At 58.9% G+C, this 19,050-nt stretch carries 15 protein-coding genes and 5 tRNA genes; 14 read left to right on the plus strand and 6 right to left on the minus strand.

Going from position 1 to position 19,050, the window contains the following annotated elements:
- Positions 1 to 265: 265 nt before the first annotated feature.
- Entirely contained in the window at positions 266 to 1,525 is a 1,260-nt protein-coding gene (gene sorA, locus PMI22_RS24110) for a SorA family sulfite dehydrogenase catalytic subunit (RefSeq protein WP_007943500.1), read from the plus strand.
- Positions 1,526 to 1,534: 9 nt separating this feature from the next.
- On the plus strand, positions 1,535 to 2,182 hold the full coding sequence (gene sorB, locus PMI22_RS24105; protein WP_007943501.1) for a SorB family sulfite dehydrogenase c-type cytochrome subunit: 648 nt from the start codon (positions 1,535 to 1,537) through the stop codon (positions 2,180 to 2,182).
- A gap of 151 nt (positions 2,183 to 2,333) precedes the next feature.
- Here the strand turns inward: sorB and PMI22_RS24100 are convergent.
- Positions 2,334 to 2,409: transfer RNA gene (locus tag PMI22_RS24100), tRNA-Asn, on the minus strand.
- 227 nt (positions 2,410 to 2,636) lie between these two features.
- Here PMI22_RS24100 and PMI22_RS24095 point away from each other — a divergent pair.
- Positions 2,637 to 2,867 (plus strand): hypothetical protein, encoded by a 231-nt coding sequence (locus tag PMI22_RS24095; protein ID WP_007943502.1) that lies wholly within the window; start codon positions 2,637 to 2,639, stop codon positions 2,865 to 2,867.
- Here PMI22_RS24095 and PMI22_RS24090 read toward each other — a convergent pair.
- Positions 2,864 to 3,064 (minus strand): hypothetical protein, encoded by a 201-nt coding sequence (locus PMI22_RS24090; RefSeq protein ID WP_007943503.1) that lies wholly within the window; start codon positions 3,062 to 3,064, stop codon positions 2,864 to 2,866. The genes PMI22_RS24095 and PMI22_RS24090 overlap by 4 nt on opposite strands.
- Before the next feature lie 236 nt (positions 3,065 to 3,300).
- A complete protein-coding gene (locus tag PMI22_RS24085) occupies positions 3,301 to 4,497 on the minus strand; it encodes an amino acid aminotransferase (RefSeq protein WP_033048847.1) in 1,197 nt (398 codons plus the stop codon).
- A gap of 338 nt (positions 4,498 to 4,835) precedes the next feature.
- Between PMI22_RS24085 and uvrB the strand changes: the two genes are divergently transcribed.
- The gene (gene uvrB, locus PMI22_RS24080) at positions 4,836 to 6,851 is read left to right on the plus strand and encodes an excinuclease ABC subunit UvrB (protein WP_007943505.1); all 2,016 of its coding nucleotides are present in this window, start codon (positions 4,836 to 4,838) and stop codon (positions 6,849 to 6,851) included.
- Between the two features lie 72 nt (positions 6,852 to 6,923).
- Here the strand turns inward: uvrB and PMI22_RS24075 are convergent, their stop codons facing one another.
- The gene (locus PMI22_RS24075; protein ID WP_007943506.1) at positions 6,924 to 8,474 is read right to left on the minus strand and encodes an MDR family MFS transporter; all 1,551 of its coding nucleotides are present in this window, start codon (positions 8,472 to 8,474) and stop codon (positions 6,924 to 6,926) included.
- Positions 8,464 to 9,513: an HlyD family secretion protein gene (locus PMI22_RS24070; protein ID WP_007943508.1), complete on the minus strand. Its 1,050-nt coding sequence runs from the start codon at positions 9,511 to 9,513 to the stop codon at positions 8,464 to 8,466. The genes PMI22_RS24075 and PMI22_RS24070 overlap by 11 nt, the downstream gene beginning before the upstream one ends.
- Positions 9,514 to 9,733: 220 nt before the next feature.
- Here PMI22_RS24070 and gltX point away from each other — a divergent pair, with 220 nt between their 5' ends.
- From gltX to PMI22_RS24020, 10 genes are all read left to right on the plus strand, one after another.
- Positions 9,734 to 11,215 carry a glutamate--tRNA ligase gene (gene gltX / locus PMI22_RS24065; protein ID WP_007943509.1) on the plus strand — a complete coding sequence of 494 codons (1,482 nt, stop codon included), beginning with the start codon at positions 9,734 to 9,736 and terminating at the stop codon, positions 11,213 to 11,215.
- Positions 11,216 to 11,530: 315 nt separating this feature from the next.
- Positions 11,531 to 11,606 (plus strand) — tRNA-Ala (locus PMI22_RS24060).
- A gap of 79 nt (positions 11,607 to 11,685) precedes the next feature.
- Positions 11,686 to 11,761, plus strand: a tRNA-Glu gene (locus tag PMI22_RS24055).
- Positions 11,762 to 11,814: 53 nt separating this feature from the next.
- Positions 11,815 to 11,890, plus strand: a tRNA-Ala gene (locus PMI22_RS24050).
- Between the two features lie 80 nt (positions 11,891 to 11,970).
- Positions 11,971 to 12,046, plus strand: a tRNA-Glu gene (locus tag PMI22_RS24045).
- Positions 12,047 to 12,229: 183 nt separating this feature from the next.
- Complete coding sequence (locus tag PMI22_RS24040; RefSeq protein WP_007943510.1) at positions 12,230 to 12,769, plus strand: TetR/AcrR family transcriptional regulator; 540 nt, start codon at positions 12,230 to 12,232, stop codon at positions 12,767 to 12,769.
- 31 nt (positions 12,770 to 12,800) lie between these two features.
- Entirely contained in the window at positions 12,801 to 13,634 is an 834-nt protein-coding gene (locus tag PMI22_RS24035; protein WP_007943511.1) for an alpha/beta fold hydrolase, read from the plus strand.
- Positions 13,635 to 13,682: 48 nt separating this feature from the next.
- Complete coding sequence (locus PMI22_RS24030) at positions 13,683 to 14,138, plus strand: acyl-CoA thioesterase (RefSeq protein WP_007943512.1); 456 nt, start codon at positions 13,683 to 13,685, stop codon at positions 14,136 to 14,138.
- Between the two features lie 181 nt (positions 14,139 to 14,319).
- Positions 14,320 to 15,279: a tRNA dihydrouridine synthase gene (locus PMI22_RS24025; RefSeq protein ID WP_007943513.1), complete on the plus strand. Its 960-nt coding sequence runs from the start codon at positions 14,320 to 14,322 to the stop codon at positions 15,277 to 15,279.
- Positions 15,280 to 15,399: 120 nt separating this feature from the next.
- Complete coding sequence (locus PMI22_RS24020) at positions 15,400 to 15,846, plus strand: Hsp20 family protein (RefSeq protein ID WP_007943514.1); 447 nt, start codon at positions 15,400 to 15,402, stop codon at positions 15,844 to 15,846.
- A gap of 261 nt (positions 15,847 to 16,107) precedes the next feature.
- Here PMI22_RS24020 and PMI22_RS24015 read toward each other — a convergent pair.
- Positions 16,108 to 19,050, minus strand: a 2,943-nt coding sequence (locus PMI22_RS24015; protein ID WP_007943515.1) for a sensor domain-containing protein, incomplete at its 5' end; no start/stop codon positions are given.

The following is a 19,050-nucleotide window of genomic DNA, read 5'->3' on the forward strand; positions in this document are numbered from 1 at the left end:
TAAATCCGCCTCCTACTCGATGACGCGATTCAGTGCCGAACGATGTTTCTCCGGCGCGCCCCTCGGATACCGCACGTGTCGGCAACCTCTGTCGTCAAATGTCAAGTCCCTGACGTCAAATGAAAAGCGGCCGACTTATCCGTGACGATACTGGCCTCGATACCGAAGTCGAAGAAAAGCCCTGTTACACATCGAGCCCGATGCCTCCGTGCCTTGGCGGGGGCTGTCAGTTGCATCTCAGTAAAACAATTATAGAGAGCGCAGAATGAAGTTCAGTTTTATAGATAACAGCAAGCCGAGCCGCCGGCGCGTTCTACGCGATGCCTTCACCCTGGCGGTGGCGGCTTCGCCATTGGCAAGCCTCGCCAAGGCTGCCGACGAAACCAAAGCGGTCGACGAAACTGCTGAAGAAGTGACTTTTGCTGCGGGCCCACGGCCGCTGGTGCAGTACCCGCAAAAACGCCCGTTGACCCTTGTAACCACCCGCCCGCCGCACCTGGAGACGCCGTTCCCTGTCTTCAACGAAGGCCCGATTACGCCCAATGACGCCTTTTTCGTGCGTTACCACCTGGCCAATTTCCCCACCAGCATCGATCCGGATACCTACCGTCTGACGATCAAGGGCTCGGTCGACACGCCGCTGTCGCTTTCCCTTGCCGAGCTCAAAGCTCTCGCCGAACCGGTAGAAGTAGTGGCCGTGAATCAGTGTTCGGGTAACAGCCGTGGCTTCTCGATGCCGCGTGTGTTTGGCGCTCAGTTGGGCAATGGTTCGATGGGCAATGCCCGCTGGGTGGGAGTGCCACTCAAGGCCGTATTGGAAAAGGCCGGTGTGAAAGCCGACGCAAAGCAAGTGACATTCCGTGGGCTAGACAAGCCCGTGCTGGGAAGCACGCCGGAGTACATCAAGGCCCTGGACATCAGCCATGCCATGGACGGTGAGCCCATGATCGCCTGGTCGATGAACGGAACCGATCTGCCGTTCCTCAACGGATATCCAATACGCCTGGTGGTACCAGGCTATTTCGGCACTTACTGGATCAAGCACCTGAATGAGATCGAAGTCGTCGACCATACCTTCGACGGTTTCTTCATGGCAAAAGGTTACCGCCTTCCGGACAACGATTGTTTATGCATCGCCCCCGGCACCACTGCGGCACAAACCAAACCGATTTCAAAATTGGCAATACGCAGTTTCATCACCAGCGTTAAACATGGCGATGTATTGCCGCTGAAAAAAAACGTGGTGCTCAAGGGCATTGCGTTCGACGGCGGTGTTGGCGTCAACAAGGTGGAAATTTCTATCGATGGCGGAAAAAACTGGCGCGAAGCCAAGCTTGGAAAGGACCTTGGTCGTTTCTCCTTCCGTGAGTGGACGCTGCCGATCACCTTTACCAGCAAGGGCGCCACACAATTGATGGTGCGAGCCAGTAACAGTGCGGGCGAGACGCAACCGCTGCGAGCTGACTGGAACCCCAGTGGCTACCGTCGCAATGCCATAGAAACCAGCCACGTAACTGTCGCCTGAGGGGCCCGCATGAAACTCATGAAACGCATGACCACCTTGCTCTGCGCGGCTCAGGTTTGTTTGGCTACCCTGGCCGGTGCGGCACCACTGTCGATCACATTGCCGCCGGAAACGGCTGTGCTCAAGCCCAATGAGCTGCCTGGTTATCAGTTGGCCCAGCAGAAATGTTCCACCTGCCACTCAGCTGATTACATCAACTTCCAGCCTCCTGGCATGAGCCTGGCGCAGTGGACGGCAGAAGCGGGCAAGATGCAGAAGGTGTATGGGGCCCCCATCAGCGATCAGGATGTGACCATGATCGGCGCCTACCTTGCGGCGACCTACGGCAGTGCTCATACGAGCGATGCCGATGTGCAGGCGGCCTCGAATCCGACAGCAAGCCAACCCCCGCCGGCGCCTGTCGCAAAACCCGATGCCATGGCGTTGCTCCAGAATAACGCCTGTCTGTCCTGTCACGCGATCGATCATAAGGTTGTAGGTCCGGCCTATCACGATGTAGCTGCCAAATACGCCAAAGACCCACAGGCGCAGACCAAGGTAGCGTCCAGCATTCAGCACGGCGGTTCCGGCAAATGGGGGGATATCCCGATGCCGCCTTTCGCGCAGTTAAGCCCGGACGATCTGCAAACCCTGACGACGTTTATATTGAAGCAGTAAGCTCAATCCCGGCCCGCCCGGCCGGGAACCTGCTCTCTGGCGGCGATATCCACCGAAGTCCGATGGGGCGCCAGAAACGAAAAAACCCGCCTGAGAAGGCGGGTTTTTTTGAAGTTTCAGAGATTTTTCAAGCATTCTCTGGAACCTTGTATGGCTCCACGACCTGGACTCGAACCAGGGACCCAGTGATTAACAGTCACTTGCTCTACCAACTGAGCTATCGCGGAATGGCGCCTATGTTACTGATTCAAAAAGAGAAGTCAAGCGTCTGATAGCAACATGGGCAATTCGTCGGGACAGGCGGTGGTTTATCGGCCGTGGGCGGTTACCAGATTCGTCCCGGAGGTCTACCATGGCCGCCCGGAAGTGGTTACACGCGCTGCCGGCCATTCGCCGAAAAGGTACGCGCCATGAATCACCCAACCTGCACACCTCACCACAACGAGGTGTTCGCATGAGCATCGCTCAGATCAGCTTGCCCAAAGGTGTCGGCCCCCACGCCGAAAAACTGTTCGACGCAATCACGCAGGCCAGCACGGCTGAGGAATTGAACCGTGCCGGCGGCAAGGCCGAAGGTTTTGTTCTGGGACTGGAAAGCACCAAGGCGATCAAAAGTCAGATTGCCGAGTCGCTCTATGTCGCCTATGACGACGCCGCCAGCCAGCGTGCCACCGAACTGGCTTAACCGCCGAACGTAAAGGTGCCGAGCATCATTTTGGTGTAGAGCGTCGTGGCGGCCAGTTGCACCAGCCATAAGGCCAGGCCACCAAGAAACACGCCGGCAGCCACTTGCATCACCAGGTTGTTGCCGCGTTTGGCCGGGGTGCGAGGCACGAAGTGGTCCAGCTCGTCGCGGTCTGCGCGTAGGTCATCGTTTTTCATGGGTTTCTCGCAAAATTCCTGGATGTACACAAAACCTGTAGGAGCTGGCTTGCCAGCGATGAGGCCATCACATTCAACATTGTTGTTGGCTGGGCGACCGCCTTCGCTGGCAAGCCAGCTCCTACATTTTGAATGGTGGGGAGTTTAGAGGGCGCAGTCGCTGCTTTGAAAACTATCTGCCACAAATAAAAAACGGGAAGCCAATCGGCTTCCCGTTTTTCATATCACCGGACGACTCAGATCACCTGAACGATGGCCTTGGTCACTACGTCGATATTGCTCTGGTTCAACGCAGCCACGCAGATGCGGCCTGTGTCCAAGGCGTAGATGCCAAACTCGGTGCGCAGGCGGGTGACTTGCTCAACCGTCAGGCCGGAGTAAGAGAACATGCCGCGCTGACGGCCGACGAAGCTGAAGTCGCGCTGCGGGGCGTTTTTCGCCAGCAGATCAACCATCTGGATGCGCATGCCGCGAATCCGCAGGCGCATTTCTGCCAGTTCTTCTTCCCACTGGGCACGCAGGACCGGGCTGTTCAGCACCGCGGCGACGATGCTTGCACCGTGGGTTGGCGGGTTGGAGTAGTTGGTGCGGATGACGCGTTTGACTTGCGACAGTACGCGCGCGCTTTCTTCTTTCGATTCGCTGACGATCGACAGGGCGCCAACCCGCTCGCCGTACAGCGAGAACGACTTGGAAAACGAGCTGGACACGAAGAAGGTCAGACCCGACTCGGCGAACAAACGCACTGCAGCGGCGTCTTCGTCGATGCCATCGCCAAAACCCTGGTAGGCCATGTCGAGGAACGGTACGTGGCCTTTGGCTTTAACGACTTCCAGAACGTTGTTCCAGTCCGCCGGGCTCAGGTCCACGCCGGTCGGGTTGTGGCAGCAGGCGTGCAGCACAACGATCGAGCCGGAGGGCAGGGCGTTCAGGTCTTCCAGCAGGCCGGCACGGTTTACATCGTGGGTCGCAGCGTCGTAGTAGCGGTAGTTCTGTACCGGGAAACCGGCGGTTTCGAACAGTGCGCGGTGGTTTTCCCAGCTCGGGTCGCTGATCGCCACGACTGCGTTCGGCAGCAGTTGCTTGAGGAAGTCGGCACCGATTTTCAGTGCGCCGGTACCGCCAACGGCCTGGGTGGTGATAACGCGGCCAGCAGCGATCAGTGGCGAGTCATTGCCAAACAGCAGTTTCTGCACAGCCTGGTCGTAGGCAGCGATGCCGTCGATTGGCAAGTAGCCACGGGAAGCGTGTTGAGCGACGCGAATCGTCTCGGCTTCGACAACGGCGCGCAGGAGTGGAATTCGCCCCTCCTCGTTGCAATAAACACCGACCCCCAGGTTGACCTTGTTGGTACGGGTATCGGCGTTGAATGCTTCGTTGAGGCCCAGGATTGGATCGCGTGGTGCCATTTCGACAGCGGAGAACAGGCTCATTTTTGCGGCGGCTCTGAATGGAGAGTGGAGGGACATGTGGCGCTCCAGCCGAATGCACTAGAGCGGTGCACAAACGGGGAGCTAGTATAGAGGTCATTGGCGATTGATGGCGACAGACGATTCGGCTTTTCCGTTAAGTTTTTCCGATTATTTTTCGACCATTAGCCGATTGGCGTCGTCAAAGGATTCACGGGATGTAGGACGTTTGCCTTGAAAGAGCAGGCAATCGACTCCACATTGAGCACAATCCAGTTTTTTCCTCGGGCGACGTCGGTCGTTTGTGGTCTCTTTCGTTGCTGTCCGGTTTGACCGGTCAGGCGCGACCCCAGGGGTATTGAATGTCTGAATTCCAGCTAGTCACCCGCTTCGAGCCCGCCGGCGATCAGCCGGAAGCCATCCGCCTGATGGTCGAAGGCATCGAAGCCGGTCTGGCGCACCAGACGTTGCTCGGTGTGACCGGCTCCGGCAAGACCTTCAGCATCGCCAATGTGATCGCGCAAGTGCAGCGTCCGACCCTGGTGCTGGCACCGAACAAGACCCTGGCCGCGCAGTTGTACGGCGAGTTCAAGGCGTTTTTTCCGAACAACGCGGTGGAGTACTTCGTCTCCTACTACGACTACTACCAGCCCGAAGCTTATGTACCGTCGTCCGATACCTTCATCGAGAAAGACGCCTCGATCAACGACCACATCGAGCAGATGCGCCTGTCCGCGACCAAGGCGTTGCTGGAGCGCAAAGACGCGATCATCGTCACCACCGTGTCGTGCATCTACGGTTTGGGCAGTCCGGAAACCTATTTGAAGATGGTATTGCACGTGGATCGCGGCGACAAACTCGATCAGCGTGCCTTGCTGCGTCGCCTGGCGGACCTGCAATACACCCGCAACGACATGGATTTTGCCCGTGCAACCTTCCGGGTGCGGGGCGATGTGATTGATATCCATCCGGCGGAATCCGATTTTGAAGCGATCCGCATCGAGCTGTTCGATGACGAAGTCGAGAGCCTGTCCGCCTTCGATCCACTGACCGGCGAAGTGATCCGCAAGCTGCCGCGCTTCACGTTCTATCCAAAAAGCCACTACGTGACGCCGAGAGAAACCCTGCTCGGCGCCATCGAAGGCATCAAGGTCGAGTTGCAGGAGCGCCTGGATTACCTGCGCAGCAACAACAAACTCGTTGAAGCCCAGCGTCTGGAGCAGCGCACCCGCTTCGACCTGGAGATGATCCTAGAGTTGGGCTATTGCAACGGTATCGAAAACTACTCGCGCTACCTGTCCGGGCGTGAATCCGGCCAGGCGCCGCCGACGTTGTTCGACTATCTGCCGGCCGATGCCCTGTTGGTGATCGACGAATCCCACGTCAGCGTGCCGCAGGTCGGCGCCATGTATAAGGGCGACCGCTCGCGTAAAGAGACGCTGGTGGAATACGGTTTCCGCCTGCCGTCCGCGCTGGATAACCGACCCATGCGTTTCGACGAATTTGAAAGCATCAGCCCGCAGACGATTTTCGTCTCGGCGACACCCGGCAATTACGAGGCAGAACACGCAGGTCGCGTCGTTGAGCAGTTGGTGCGGCCGACGGGGCTGGTTGATCCGCAAATCGAGATCCGCCCGGCGCTGACACAAGTCGACGATCTGCTCTCGGAAATCACCAAGCGCGTGGCAATGGAAGAGCGGGTTCTGGTCACGACCCTGACCAAGCGCATGTCTGAGGATTTGACCGATTACCTGGCCGACCACGGCGTTCGCGTGCGTTATCTGCACTCGGACATCGACACCGTGGAGCGGGTCGAAATCATTCGCGATTTGCGCCTCGGTACGTTCGATGTGCTGGTGGGGATCAACCTGCTACGTGAAGGCCTGGACATGCCGGAAGTGTCACTGGTGGCGATTCTCGACGCGGACAAGGAAGGCTTCCTGCGTTCCGAGCGCTCGCTGATCCAGACCATCGGCCGGGCCGCCCGAAACCTCAACGGTCGGGCGATTTTGTACGCTGACCGCATTACCGGCTCCATGGAACGGGCGATCGGCGAAACCGAGCGTCGTCGGGACAAACAAATCGCCTTTAACCTGGCCAATGGCATCACGCCCAAGGGCGTGTTCAAGGACGTCGCCGACATCATGGAAGGTGCCACCGTGCCGGGCTCGCGCAGCAAGAAGCGCAAAGGCATGGCCAAGGCCGCCGAGGAAAGCGCCAGGTACGAAGCCGAATTGCGCTCACCGGGCGAGATCGCCAAGCGCATTAAAGCTTTGGAAGAGAAGATGTATGCGTTGGCACGTGATCTTGAGTTTGAAGCAGCGGCGCAGATGCGCGATGAGATTGGCAAGTTGCGGGAGCGGTTGATCACTGTTTGAGATTCTGCGGTGCCAGATAGGACTCCTTTACACGATCGTTCCCACGCGGAGCATGGGAACGATCAGTGGTGACTAATGTGCTTCCCCAGCCTTGATCCCCTCCGGCAGTTTTTTGGTCAGCAAGATCGCCAGCATGCTCACCCCCAGCGCAATCCCGACAAAGTGAAACGCATCGTTGTAAGCCATGATCGACGCTTGCTGATGCGCAATTTCACTGATCTTGCCCAGCGCCGCCGTTTCATTGCCCAGCCGGTCCGCCATCGACGCCAGCCGCTCGGCCACCTGCGGATTGCTCGGCACAATGGCTTCGCGCAAATAATCAAAGTACGTCTTGGTTCGCGCATCCAGCAGAGTGGCGAGGAGGGCGATGCCAATCGCGCCGCCGAGATTACGCAGGATATTGAACAGGCTCGACGCCGAGCCCGCGTCCTGCGGCAGGATGTACGCGGTGGCGATCAACGAAATGGTGACCATGATCAGGGGCTGGCCCATCGCGCGAAGGAGTTGGATCTGATTGAACTGCGGCCCGGCAAAGTCCGGGTTCAATACCCCGGAATAAAAACTCGCCAGCCCGAACAGGCCGAATCCCAGCGTGCAAAGCCACTTCGGCGAAATGTACTTCATCAGTTTCGGCACCAGCGGAATCAGAAACAGCTGCGGCACGCCCATCCACATGATCACTTCGCCGATCTGCAGGGCGTTGTAGTTCTGGATCTGCGCCAGATACAGCGGCAACAGGAAAATCGAGCCATACAGTCCGACCCCCATCCCCAGGCTGGAAATACTCGTCAAGCCGAAATTGCGGTTGCGCAGGATGCCCAGGTTGATCAGCGGGTTGGGCCTGGAGACTTGCACGATCACAAAGGTGATCAGGCTGATCAGTGCGATGCTGCCCAGGGTCACGATCAGGTTCGACTCCAGCCAGTCCTTGCGGTGGCCTTCCTCCAGAAACACCTGCAAACAACCGAGGCCGACGCCGAGGGTGAGAATGCCCATGTAGTCGGTGCTTTTCAGTAACTCCCAGTGTGCTTCTTTCTTCTCCAGGCCGTACATCAGGCCGGCGATCATGATCAGTCCCGGTGGCACGTTGATGTAGAAGATGTATTCCCAGCCCCAGTTTTCAGTCAGCCAGCCACCCAGTGTCGGGCCGATGGATGGCGCGAAGGTGGCGGTCATGGCGAACATGGCCATGCCTTTGGCGCGGTGGTGCTCGGGGAGCTTGATCAGTGTCAGGGTGAACGCCAGCGGGATCAGCGCGCCGCCGGTAAAGCCTTGCAAGGCGCGGAAAACGATCATGCTCTCCAGGCTCCACGCCATGGAACACAGCAGCGAGGCGACCAGGAAGCCCGTTGATACCCAGACCGCCAGTCGTCGAGCCGACAGCAACTGCACGAGCCACGCGGTCAGCGGGATCATGATGATTTCCGCTACCAGGTACGAAGTTGAAATCCACGAGCCTTCTTCCAGGGTGGCCGACAGGGCGCCCTGAATGTCTTTGAGTGAAGAGTTGGTGATCTGGATGTCGAGCACGGCCATGAAGGCGCCGAGCATCACGCTCATGACCGCGATCCAGTCCCGCCGGGTCGGTTCGCCGACCGGGCGGATCAGTTGATCACCGGCCATCGTCAGGGGTGTCTTTGATGTTCACTTTAGCGGTGACAGACATGCCCGGGCGGATCTTGCCTTGCAGCGGGTTGTCCGCGGCGAAAGTCAGTTTTACCGGAATCCGTTGTACGACTTTGGTGAAGTTGCCCGTGGCATTGTCTGGTGGCAACAGGCTGAACTGCGCGCCAGAAGCAGCGAACAGGCTGTCGACTCGCGCTTTGATTGGCGTGTCGCTGTAGGCGTCGAAGGTCAGCTCGGCGCTCTGGCCGGGCTGCATATGGCCGATCTGGGTTTCTTTGAAGTTGGCCTGAATCCAGATGTCCTGATCCGGAACGATCGACAGCAAATAGGCGCCGGCTTGCACCACCTGGCCCTCGCGGGCGGCGCGCTGGCCGATCAGACCGCTGATGGGCGCGTGGATTTCGCCGCGGGTCAGGTTCAGTTCGGCTTGCGCCAGGTCGGCCTTGGCATTGGCGATCTGCGCGTCGAGGCGTTTGATCTCGGCGTTCAGGGCGTTGACTTGCTGGCGCTGGCCCTGAGCATCGGCCTGTGCCTTGGCGACTTGCGAGCGGGCGATGTGGTTGTCGGCGGACAGGGTGGTCACCCGTTCTTCCGAGATGTAGCCGGGTTTGCGCAGGGTCTGAGCGCGAGTCAAATCGATGAGCGAGCGGCCGAGACTGGCCTGGCTGGAGGCGACTTGCGCTTCGCTGGCGGCGATCAGGCTGGATTGCTGGGTGAGTTTGCTTTGCGCTTGCAGGCGTTCGGCTTCGCGGGTGGCGAGGGTGGCGCGGGCACGGTCGACGGCAAGATCGAAATCGGCGCCTTCGAGCTTGATCAGCAACTGGCCTTTCTCGACGTGCTGGTTGTCGTGTACCAGCACTTGGTCGATGCGCGCGCTCAGTTGGCTCGAGACGCGGGTGATCTCGCCCTGGACATAGGCGTTATCGGTGCTTTCATAAAATCGTCCCTTGAAGAACCACTGGGCGAAGAAGGCCCCGGCAATCAGCAGGATGAGCAGCAGGAAAATAAACAGGCGACGCTTGAGTTGGGCAGGCATGAGGCAGGCTGTAGTCGAGAAATTGTAAGGAAAGATATCAGCAGGTGAATCTGTCATACAGCCGATAAGTGGTAAATGCCATCGAATGATATTTGGCCATTCACCCGGGGATACGCGCGTTGTAGGCGCAAACTTGGCTTAAATGCCCTGCTCACTGGAGCCGGGCGGGTGTCGCCTGTTACCATTCGCCCTTTGTTTTATCTTCATTTCGAGACTTGCCATGACCACCGTCCGCACGCGCATCGCGCCATCGCCTACCGGGGACCCCCACGTAGGTACCGCTTACATCGCTTTGTTCAACTACTGCTTTGCCAAGCAGCATGGCGGTGAGTTCATCCTGCGGATCGAAGACACCGACCAATTGCGCTCGACCCGTGAGTCCGAACAGCAGATTTTCGACGCCCTGCGCTGGTTGGGTATCGACTGGAGCGAAGGCCCGGACGTGGGTGGCCCGCACGGTCCTTACCGTCAGAGCGAGCGCGGCGATATCTACCAGAAGTATTGCCAGCAACTGGTTGAAATGGGCCATGCCTTCCCGTGCTTCTGCACCGCCGAAGAATTGGACCAGATGCGCTCCGAGCAAATGGCTCGCGGCGAAACCCCGCGTTACGACGGCCGTGCGCTGTTGCTGTCCAAGGAAGAAGTCGCCCGTCGCCTGGCCGCTGGCGAACCGCACGTGATCCGCATGAAAGTGCCGAGCGAGGGCGTGTGCGTGGTACCGGACATGCTGCGTGGCGATGTCGAGATCCCGTGGGATCGCATGGACATGCAAGTGCTGATGAAGACCGACGGCCTGCCGACGTACTTCCTGGCCAACGTGGTCGACGACCACCTGATGGGCATCACCCACGTCCTGCGCGGCGAAGAGTGGCTGCCCTCGGCGCCGAAACTGATCCTGCTCTACGAGTACTTCGGCTGGGAACAACCGGAGCTGTGCTACATGCCGCTGCTGCGTAACCCGGACAAGAGCAAGCTGTCCAAGCGCAAGAACCCGACCTCGGTGACGTTCTACGAGCGCATGGGCTTCATGCCGGAAGCAATGCTCAACTACCTTGGCCGCATGGGCTGGTCGATGCCGGACGAGCGCGAGAAGTTCTCGTTGCAGGAAATGGTCGATCACTTCGACTTGAGCCGTGTCTCGCTGGGTGGGCCGATTTTCGACGTCGAGAAGCTGTCGTGGCTCAACGGCCAGTGGCTGCGTGACCTGCCGGTGGAAGAATTCGCTTCGCGCCTGCAAACCTGGGCGCTGAACCCTGAATACATGATGAAGATCGCGCCGCACGTACAGGGCCGTGTTGAAACCTTCAGCCAGGTTGCACCGCTGGCGGGGTTCTTCTTTGCCGGTGGCGTGAACCCGGATGCCAAGCTGTTTGAATCCAAGAAGCTTTCGGGCGATCAGGTTCGTCAGTTGATGCAGCTGATCTTGTGGAAGCTCGAAAGCCTGCGTCAATGGGAGAAAGACAGCATCACCGCGACGATCCAGGCGGTGGTTGAATCCCTTGAACTGAAGCTGCGAGACGCCATGCCGCTGATGTTCGCTGCGATTACTGGTCAGGCCAGTTCGGTGTCGGTACTCGATGCGATGGAAATCCTCGGTCCGGACCTGACCCGTTTCCGTCTGCGCCAGGCAATCGACCTGCTGGGCGGTGTGTCGAAGAAGGAAAACAAGGAGTGGGAAAAACTGTTGGGTAATATCGCCTGACACACCTGCTCTTTGACGTTGACACCTAATGGACGACGTTCACCTGTAGCTGCTGCCGAAGGCTGCGTTGGGCTGCGAAGCAGCCCCTTGTAGCTGCGACACAAACTGTCTGAAAGGATGGTGTGTCTCTATAATGCGAGCGCTACGCACTCGAACGCAGCCTGCGGCAGCTGCTACAGGAACGGATACACCCCCGGATTTACGGGGGAGGGCGGTAAGTGATTGTTATGGCGACAAAAAATTTTGAAAATTGTTAAAAATAAGTTTGACAGCTTTCTGATCCGCCATTAAGATTCGCCCCGTCCTCAGCGATGAGGGGCTATAGCTCAGCTGGGAGAGCGCTTGCATGGCATGCAAGAGGTCGACGGTTCGATCCCGTCTAGCTCCACCAATTTACACTTCATGGTCTGGCCACACCGGCCTTGAAGCGATCAACACTCAGCGTTGATCTGTTGTATAGAAGGGTTTGCGTCCCCTTCGTCTAGTGGCCTAGGACACCGCCCTTTCACGGCGGTAACAGGGGTTCGAGTCCCCTAGGGGACGCCAGTTTTACAGAAGCGATGTTGCAAGATGTCGCTCCGCCGCGAGGCGAAAAATACGGGGCCATAGCTCAGCTGGGAGAGCGCCTGCCTTGCACGCAGGAGGTCAACGGTTCGATCCCGTTTGGCTCCACCAATTTTACAGTTCAAGGTCTGGCCACGCAGGCCTTGAATCGATCAGCTCTCAGCACTGATCAGTTGTATAGAAGGTTTTGCGTCCCCTTCGTCTAGTGGCCTAGGACACCGCCCTTTCACGGCGGTAACAGGGGTTCGAGTCCCCTAGGGGACGCCACGATTACCCGCTCTGCGGGATTTTATAAGGGTCATTCAATTATTGAATGGCCCTTTTGTTTGTCTGGCGTTTGGCCAAATCCCCCATTTCTATCAAACTGATCTTCAGACCAGCGGTCACATCCACGACTTGCGAAAAATTATTATGAGAATAATATTCTAGTCGTAATATTCGGAGGCAACGATGAACGATAAAAAAGCTCAAACCCGCGAACGCATCCTAAAGGCTGCCAGCGCAGCGCTGATTCAGCGCGGCCCGGCAGAGCCGAGCGTGGGCGAAGTGATGGGTGCAGCCGGCCTGACCGTCGGCGGCTTCTATGCACACTTCGAAAGCAAGGACGCCATGATGCTGGAGGCGTTCCAGCAATTGCTGGGGCACCGTCGTGACCTGATTGCCGACATGGATGCGCAACTTACCGGTGAAGAGCGTCGCGCATTGGTGGCTGCGTTTTACCTGTCACGTAAGCACCGTGACTCCTCCGAATCTGCATGCCCGATCCCGGCGTCTGTTGGCGAACTGGGACGGCTGCCGGATGCGTTTCGTGTTGCGCTGAATGAGCATGTGGAATTGATGGTCGCGCAGTTGGCGGCCAGTCCGGAAGACACCGACAAAGCCCTGGCAGACATGGCCTTGATGGTGGGTGGTTTGGCCCTGGCTCGCGCTCTGGGGCCGGGGGAGTTGTCCGATCGATTGCTGCGCGCTGCCAAGTCGGCGGTGCAATGACCTGAAGGCAGTGGCCTGAGGAGTGAGAGCGATGAGCACGTTGAAGTGGGTTCGTGGCGTTAATGGCACCTTGGGCTGGTTCGCACCGAAACTGGTTGCGAGCAAAATGCGACTGGCATTCATGACGCCGCGAGAACTTCCTCCGCGTGATTGGGAGCTGCCGCTTCTGGCGAAGTCCGAACGTATCACGTTGCGCTTTGGCCTCTCGGCGCTACGTTGGGGGCAGGGCCCGGCTGTGTTGTTGATGCACGGTTGGGAAGGCCGGCCGACGCAGTTTGCAAGTATTATCACTGCACTCGTCGATGCTGGTTACAGCGTGGTCGCCCTCGACGGTCCGGCGCATGGTCGCTCACCGGGTGAAGAGGCGAACGTCGTGCTGTTCGCTCGGGCCATGCTGGAAGCCGCTGCCGAGTTGCCGCCGCTGCAAGCGGTCATCGGTCATTCGATGGGTGGCGCCAGCGCCATGCTCGCTGTCCAATTGGGCCTGCGCACCGAAACCCTGGTGACGATCGCCGCCCCGGCGCGGATTCTCGGGGTGCTGCGTGGTTTTGCACGTTACGTGCGACTGCCGCCCAAGGCCCGTTCGGCTTTCATTCGTCAGGTTGAGAGAGATGTCGGCATGCGCGCCGCGACGCTGGATGTCGCCCACTATCAACTGGACATGCCCGGCCTGATCGTTCATGCCGAAGATGACCGCTACGTATCGGTCAAGGAATCCGAACTGATCCATGAATCCTGGTTCGACAGTCGCTTGCTGCGCCTGGAAGAAGGCGGCCATCAGCGGGTACTGGCTGATCCCCGGGTCATTGATGGTGTGTTATCACTGTTGGCCGGTCGCAGCCTGCAATCGCGCCAATCGGCGTAAGCATCCGTTACACTGCCCCGGTCGACTTTATTTGACCGGGAGTGGGGCATGAGCTGGGATCGGGCAACGCCATTTATCATTGATCTGCAAGTGGGCGCCGAGGACATCGACGGGCTGGGTCACGCCAATAATGCGGTGTACGTGACGTGGCTTGAGCGCTGTGCCTGGCGCCACTCACAGCGTCTGGGGCTGGACCTGGTCGAGTATCGGCGGCTGGACCGGGCGATGGCGGTGGTGCGGCACGAAATCGATTACCTGGCCGCTGCCTATGAAGATGACGAATTGCAGTTGGCAACCTGGATCGTCGATTGGGATCAGCGTCTGAAAATGACCCGGCACTTCCAGTTGAAGCGCCCCCGCGACAACACCACGTTACTGCGCGCCCAGACCACCTTCGTCTGCATCGAACTGTCGACCGGCAAGCCCAAGCGCATGCCGGCCGAGTTCATTGAAGGCTACGGCCCTGCGTTGTTGTCGCAAGAACTGAATATCACCCAAATCTAATGTGGGAGCGGCGGTGCGACGATTCAACTTGCTCGCGAAGGCGGCCTATCAGCCAACTCTTGTGCTGAATGTTACGACGCCTTCGCGAGCCGGCTCGCTCCCACAAGGGATCTGCGATGTTCTGCAGATTTCCCGCGCAATCCAGTAAACTGCCGCACGTTTTTCGTTGAGTGTGTTTTTCATGCAAATTGCTTTGGCGCCCATGGAGGGGTTGGTCGACAACATCCTGCGGGACGTGCTGACCCGTGTGGGCGGTATTGATTGGTGCGTGACCGAGTTTATCCGGATCAACGATCAGTTGCTCACGCCTGCCTACTACCACAAGTTCGGCCCCGAACTGCTGACCGGTGCCCGCACCGCGTCCGGCGTGCCGTTGCGCGTGCAGCTGCTCGGTTCTGATCCGGTGTGCCTGGCGGAAAACGCCGCGCTGGCCTGTGAGCTGGGCTCTGAAGTCATCGACCTGAACTTCGGCTGCCCGGCCAAGACCGTCAACAAATCTCGCGGCGGCGCGGTATTACTCAAAGAGCCTGAACTGCTCAACCAAATCGTCGAACACGTGCGTCGCGCGGTCCCGGCACACATTCCGGTGACCGCCAAGATGCGCCTCGGTTTCGACAGCCCGGACGGCTCGCTGGTGTGTGCCACAGCCTTGGCCGAAGGCGGCGCCGCGCATATCGTGGTGCATGCGCGGACCAAAACCGATGGCTACAAACCACCGGCGCATTGGGAGTGGATCCCGCGGGTGCAGGACGTGGTCAAGGTGCCGGTGTTTGCCAATGGCGATATCTGGAGCGTCGAAGACTGGCGGCGGTGTCGCGAAATCAGCGGTGTGGAAGACATCATGCTCGGTCGCGGCCTGGTGTCGCGGCCGGACCTGGCCCGGCAAATCGCGGCGGCGCGAGCCGGTGAAGAAGTGGTTGAGATGACGTGGGCCGAGCTGTTGCCACTGCTTCAGGACTTCTGGCTGCAGGCCAAGGCGCAGATGACGCCTCGCCAATCGCCGGGTCGCTTGAAGCAATGGCTGGCGATGCTGACCCGTAATTATCCGGAAGCGATTGAGCTGTTTACCGTCCTGCGTCGTGAGACGGAGCTCGATCACGTCTCGCGTTTGCTCGGTCTGCAAGTCAGCGAAGCGGCCTGAAAAAAATCTCGAAATAATCTCTTGAAATGCAATCAGCGGTCCTTATCTAAGGGTTACGCGATGCCGGATACGGGTCGCGGAGACAAAAACCTTGCTGATTGTTTTCAGGAGATTTGAACCATGACTACCGCATTTTCCCTGGCCCCACTATTCCGTTCCTCGGTAGGTTTCGACCGTTTCAACGACCTGTTCGAAACCGCCCTGCGCAACGAGCCAGGCAGCACCTACCCACCCTACAACGTTGAAAAACACGGTGATGATCAATACCGAATCGTCGTCGCCGCGGCCGGTTTCCAGGAAGAAGACCTGGACCTGCAAGTCGAGAAGGGTGTGCTGACCATCAGTGGCGGCAAACGTGAGGCGAACGAAAGCGTGACCTTCCTGCACCAAGGCATTGCCCAGCGTGCGTTCAAGCTGTCGTTCCGCCTGGCGGATCACATCGAGATCAAGGCGGCGGACCTGCGTAACGGTCTGTTGAGCATCGATCTGGTGCGCATCGTGCCGGAAGAGGCGAAAGCCAAACGCATCCCGATCAACGGGACGCAAAAACCGGCTTTGCAGCACTAAAACCGAGCAATGAAAAAGGGCGCCATCGCGGCGCCCTTTTTTTGTCGTTCGTGTCCGCAAATCCAAACATAACGCAAACCCCTGTAGATACCGTCTTGAACCTCGCCGGGCAATCGCGTTTTGTCAGGCAAATCCCAGACGCAGCCTCGCGGTGCTCGTCAGCTGCTACAAATCCCCCAGCACATTCCGCGTAGCAGCTGTCGAGCACCGCGAGGCTGCGTCCGGCTGCGAAGCAGTTTTACGACAGCTGCAAAAACCGTGTTATTTCAGGAGTTTTTGAAACTCTTCCATCGGCAACGGCCGGCTATGTAGATACCCCTGATAAAAATCGCAGCCCAGCCCCTGCAAAAACTCCAGTTGCTCCGGCGTTTCCACGCCTTCGGCAATCACTTTCAGTTCCAGGCTGCGAGCCATGGCGACAATCGCACGGATGATCTCGGCATCGTTCGGATCAGTGGTCGCGTCGCGAATGAACGACTGATCGATTTTCAGGGTGTCGACCGGCAAGCGCTTGAGGTGGGTCAGTGAGGAATAGCCGGTGCCGAAGTCGTCCATCGCGAAACTCACGCCGAGTTTTTTCAGGCGGCGCATTTTGTTGATGGTGTCTTCCAGGTTCTGGATGACGATGCCCTCGGTGATTTCCAGTTTCAGCAGCGAACAGGGCAGGCCATGGCTGGTGAGGCAGTTTTCGATGCGCTCGACAAAATCGGCCTGGCGAAATTGCCTCGGGCTGATGTTGACGCACAGGCTGAAACTGAGCGGGTTGACCAGGCCTTTGGCAACCAGTTGTTTGAAGGCCCCGCAGGCTTCGTCGATTATCCAGGTGCCGACTTCAACAATCAGGCCGCTGTCTTCCAGCACCTTGATGAACTCGGCCGGGGATTGCGCCCCGAGTTCCGGGTGGTTCCAGCGCACCAGCGCTTCGGCGCCGACGATGCGATTACCCCGGGCGTCGACCTGCGGTTGGTAATGCACATGAAATTCGCCCCGGGAAAGGGCCAGGCGCAGGTCGGTTTCCATGCGCAGGCGTTCACTGGCGGCCTTCTGCATGGCGTTGTGATACATCTGCGAGGTGTTGCGCCCCGAGTCCTTGGCGCGGTAAAGCGCGATGTCGGCGCGTTTGAGCAGGTCGGTCGGGGTTGAGCCGTGGTCCGGAATCAGCGCGATGCCAATGCTTGGCGTCACTTGCAGGCGCTGGCCATCGAGGAACATCGGTTCCGACAGCAGTTCTCGCAACGTGTCGGCCAGTTGCTGAACCTCGGCACTGACCTCATTGCGCGAACCTTCCAGACCGCTGAGCAACACCACAAATTCGTCGCCGCCCAACCGCGCCACGGTATCTTCCAGGCGCACGCTGGCTTCCAGTCGCGCGGTGATGATTTTCAGCACCGTATCGCCGACCGGGTGACCGAGGGAGTCGTTGATGTGCTTGAAGTGATCGAGGTCCAGGAAGAGCAACGCGCCCCGCAGGTTATGGTGCTTGAGCAAGGCGATTTGCTGACTCAGGCGTTCCATCAGCAAGGCGCGGTTGGGCAGGTTGGTCAACGGGTCGTGGTAGGCCAGGTGACGGATCTGCGCTTCGGCGTTTTTCAGCAGGCTGACGTCGCGAGCCGTCAGCAACAGGCAGGCCGTTTCGTTGAGGGTAATCGGCTCGACCGAGACTTCGACGGTCAGCAACGCCCCGTCTTTATTGCGCCCGAGCATTTCCCTGTGATGTACGCGGCCCTTGAACTGCAGTTCGGCCAGCAACGCCGAACGTTGTTTCTCTTCGGCCCAGATGCCCACTTCGTACGCCGTGCGACCGATCACTTCTTGCGCGCGGTAGCCGGTCAGGCGGCAGAAGCCGTCGTTGACCTCCAGATAGCGCCCGGTATCGCGCTCGGTAATGGTGATAGCGTCGGGGCTTGAATGGAACGCCTTGGCGAACTTCTCTTCACTGGCCTTGAGCGCCGCTTCGGAGCGTTGCTGGTGGGAAATATCGCGCAAGGTGGTGACGATGCAAGGTTGGTTGCCAACGCTGATCTGGCGGCTGGAAATCACGCAGGTCAGGGATAGCCCGTCCTTGTGCCGGGCGACGATGGCGGCATTGTCCAGCCCTTGTTCACGGATGATCTGTTCGATCCGATGAGGGCTATGCGCCGCCGCGTCCCACAGGCCAATCTCGTCGGCGCTGTGGCCAATCACTTCGGCAGCGCTCCAGCCAAAGGTCTGGGTGAAGCTGGAGTTGATCTCGATGAACTGGCCAGTGTCCTGGTCTGTCACGCAAATCGGATCCGGGCTGACCTGGAACAGCGTGGCGAATTTTTCTTCGGAAGCCACCAGTCGCTGTTCGCGCTCCACCTGATCGGTGATGTCCAGCAGGGTGCCGGCCATGCGTACCGGTACACCGTTTTCATCGCGGTAGAGGCGGGCGCGGCTTTCCAGGTAGCGCGAACTGCCGTCCGGCAGTTGTACCCGGTAGGTCAGTTGATAATTGCCGGCCGGGCCTTCGCGCAGGCTGCGATAGGCGTCGCGCATGGTGTTGCGCTCTTCGCCGGGCACGCCTTCGAAAAACTCATCGAAGGCTTCATGGAAGGGTTTGGCCTCCAGCCCGTGCAACTCCGCGGCCCGCGCCGAGCCATAGAGCATGCCGCTGGGAATGTGCCAGTCCCAGGTGCCGAGTTGCGCAGAATCCAGGGCGAGGTCAAGACGTTCCTGGCTGTCCTTGAGGGCTTGTTCGGCGACTTTACTTTCGGTGGTGTCGAGGAAGGTGCTCAGCAAATACGGTTGGCCTTCGAGTTCAACCTTTTGTGCGCTGAGGAGGCCATTGTGGATCTGCCCGTTGCTGGCACGAAATTGTACTTCCATGCTGAACAAGCCACCTTTGGCCTTGGTGGCCGTAACCAGTTCGGTGCGTTGTTCCGGGTGAACCCAAAGGCCCAATTCCAGCGTGGTGCGGCCTATCGCGTGTTGCAGTGGCCAGCCGAACAGGCTTTCAAAGTATTGGTTGGCCTCGGTGATCAGGCCGTCTTCCTGGCGGGTCAGCAACACCATGTTCGGGCACAGGTGAAACAGCGTGGCGAAGCGTTTTTCCGAGCTGCTCAGGGCTTGTTCGCGCTGACGCTGATGGGTGATATCGCGAATCACTCCAATCATGCGCGGCCGGCCGCGTTGGTCCGGTACCAGGCTGCCGCTGATCTCCAGCCAGTGGAAGGTGCCGTCGGG

The organism is Pseudomonas sp. GM21 (assembly GCF_000282215.1).
GTDB lineage: Bacteria > Pseudomonadota > Gammaproteobacteria > Pseudomonadales > Pseudomonadaceae > Aquipseudomonas.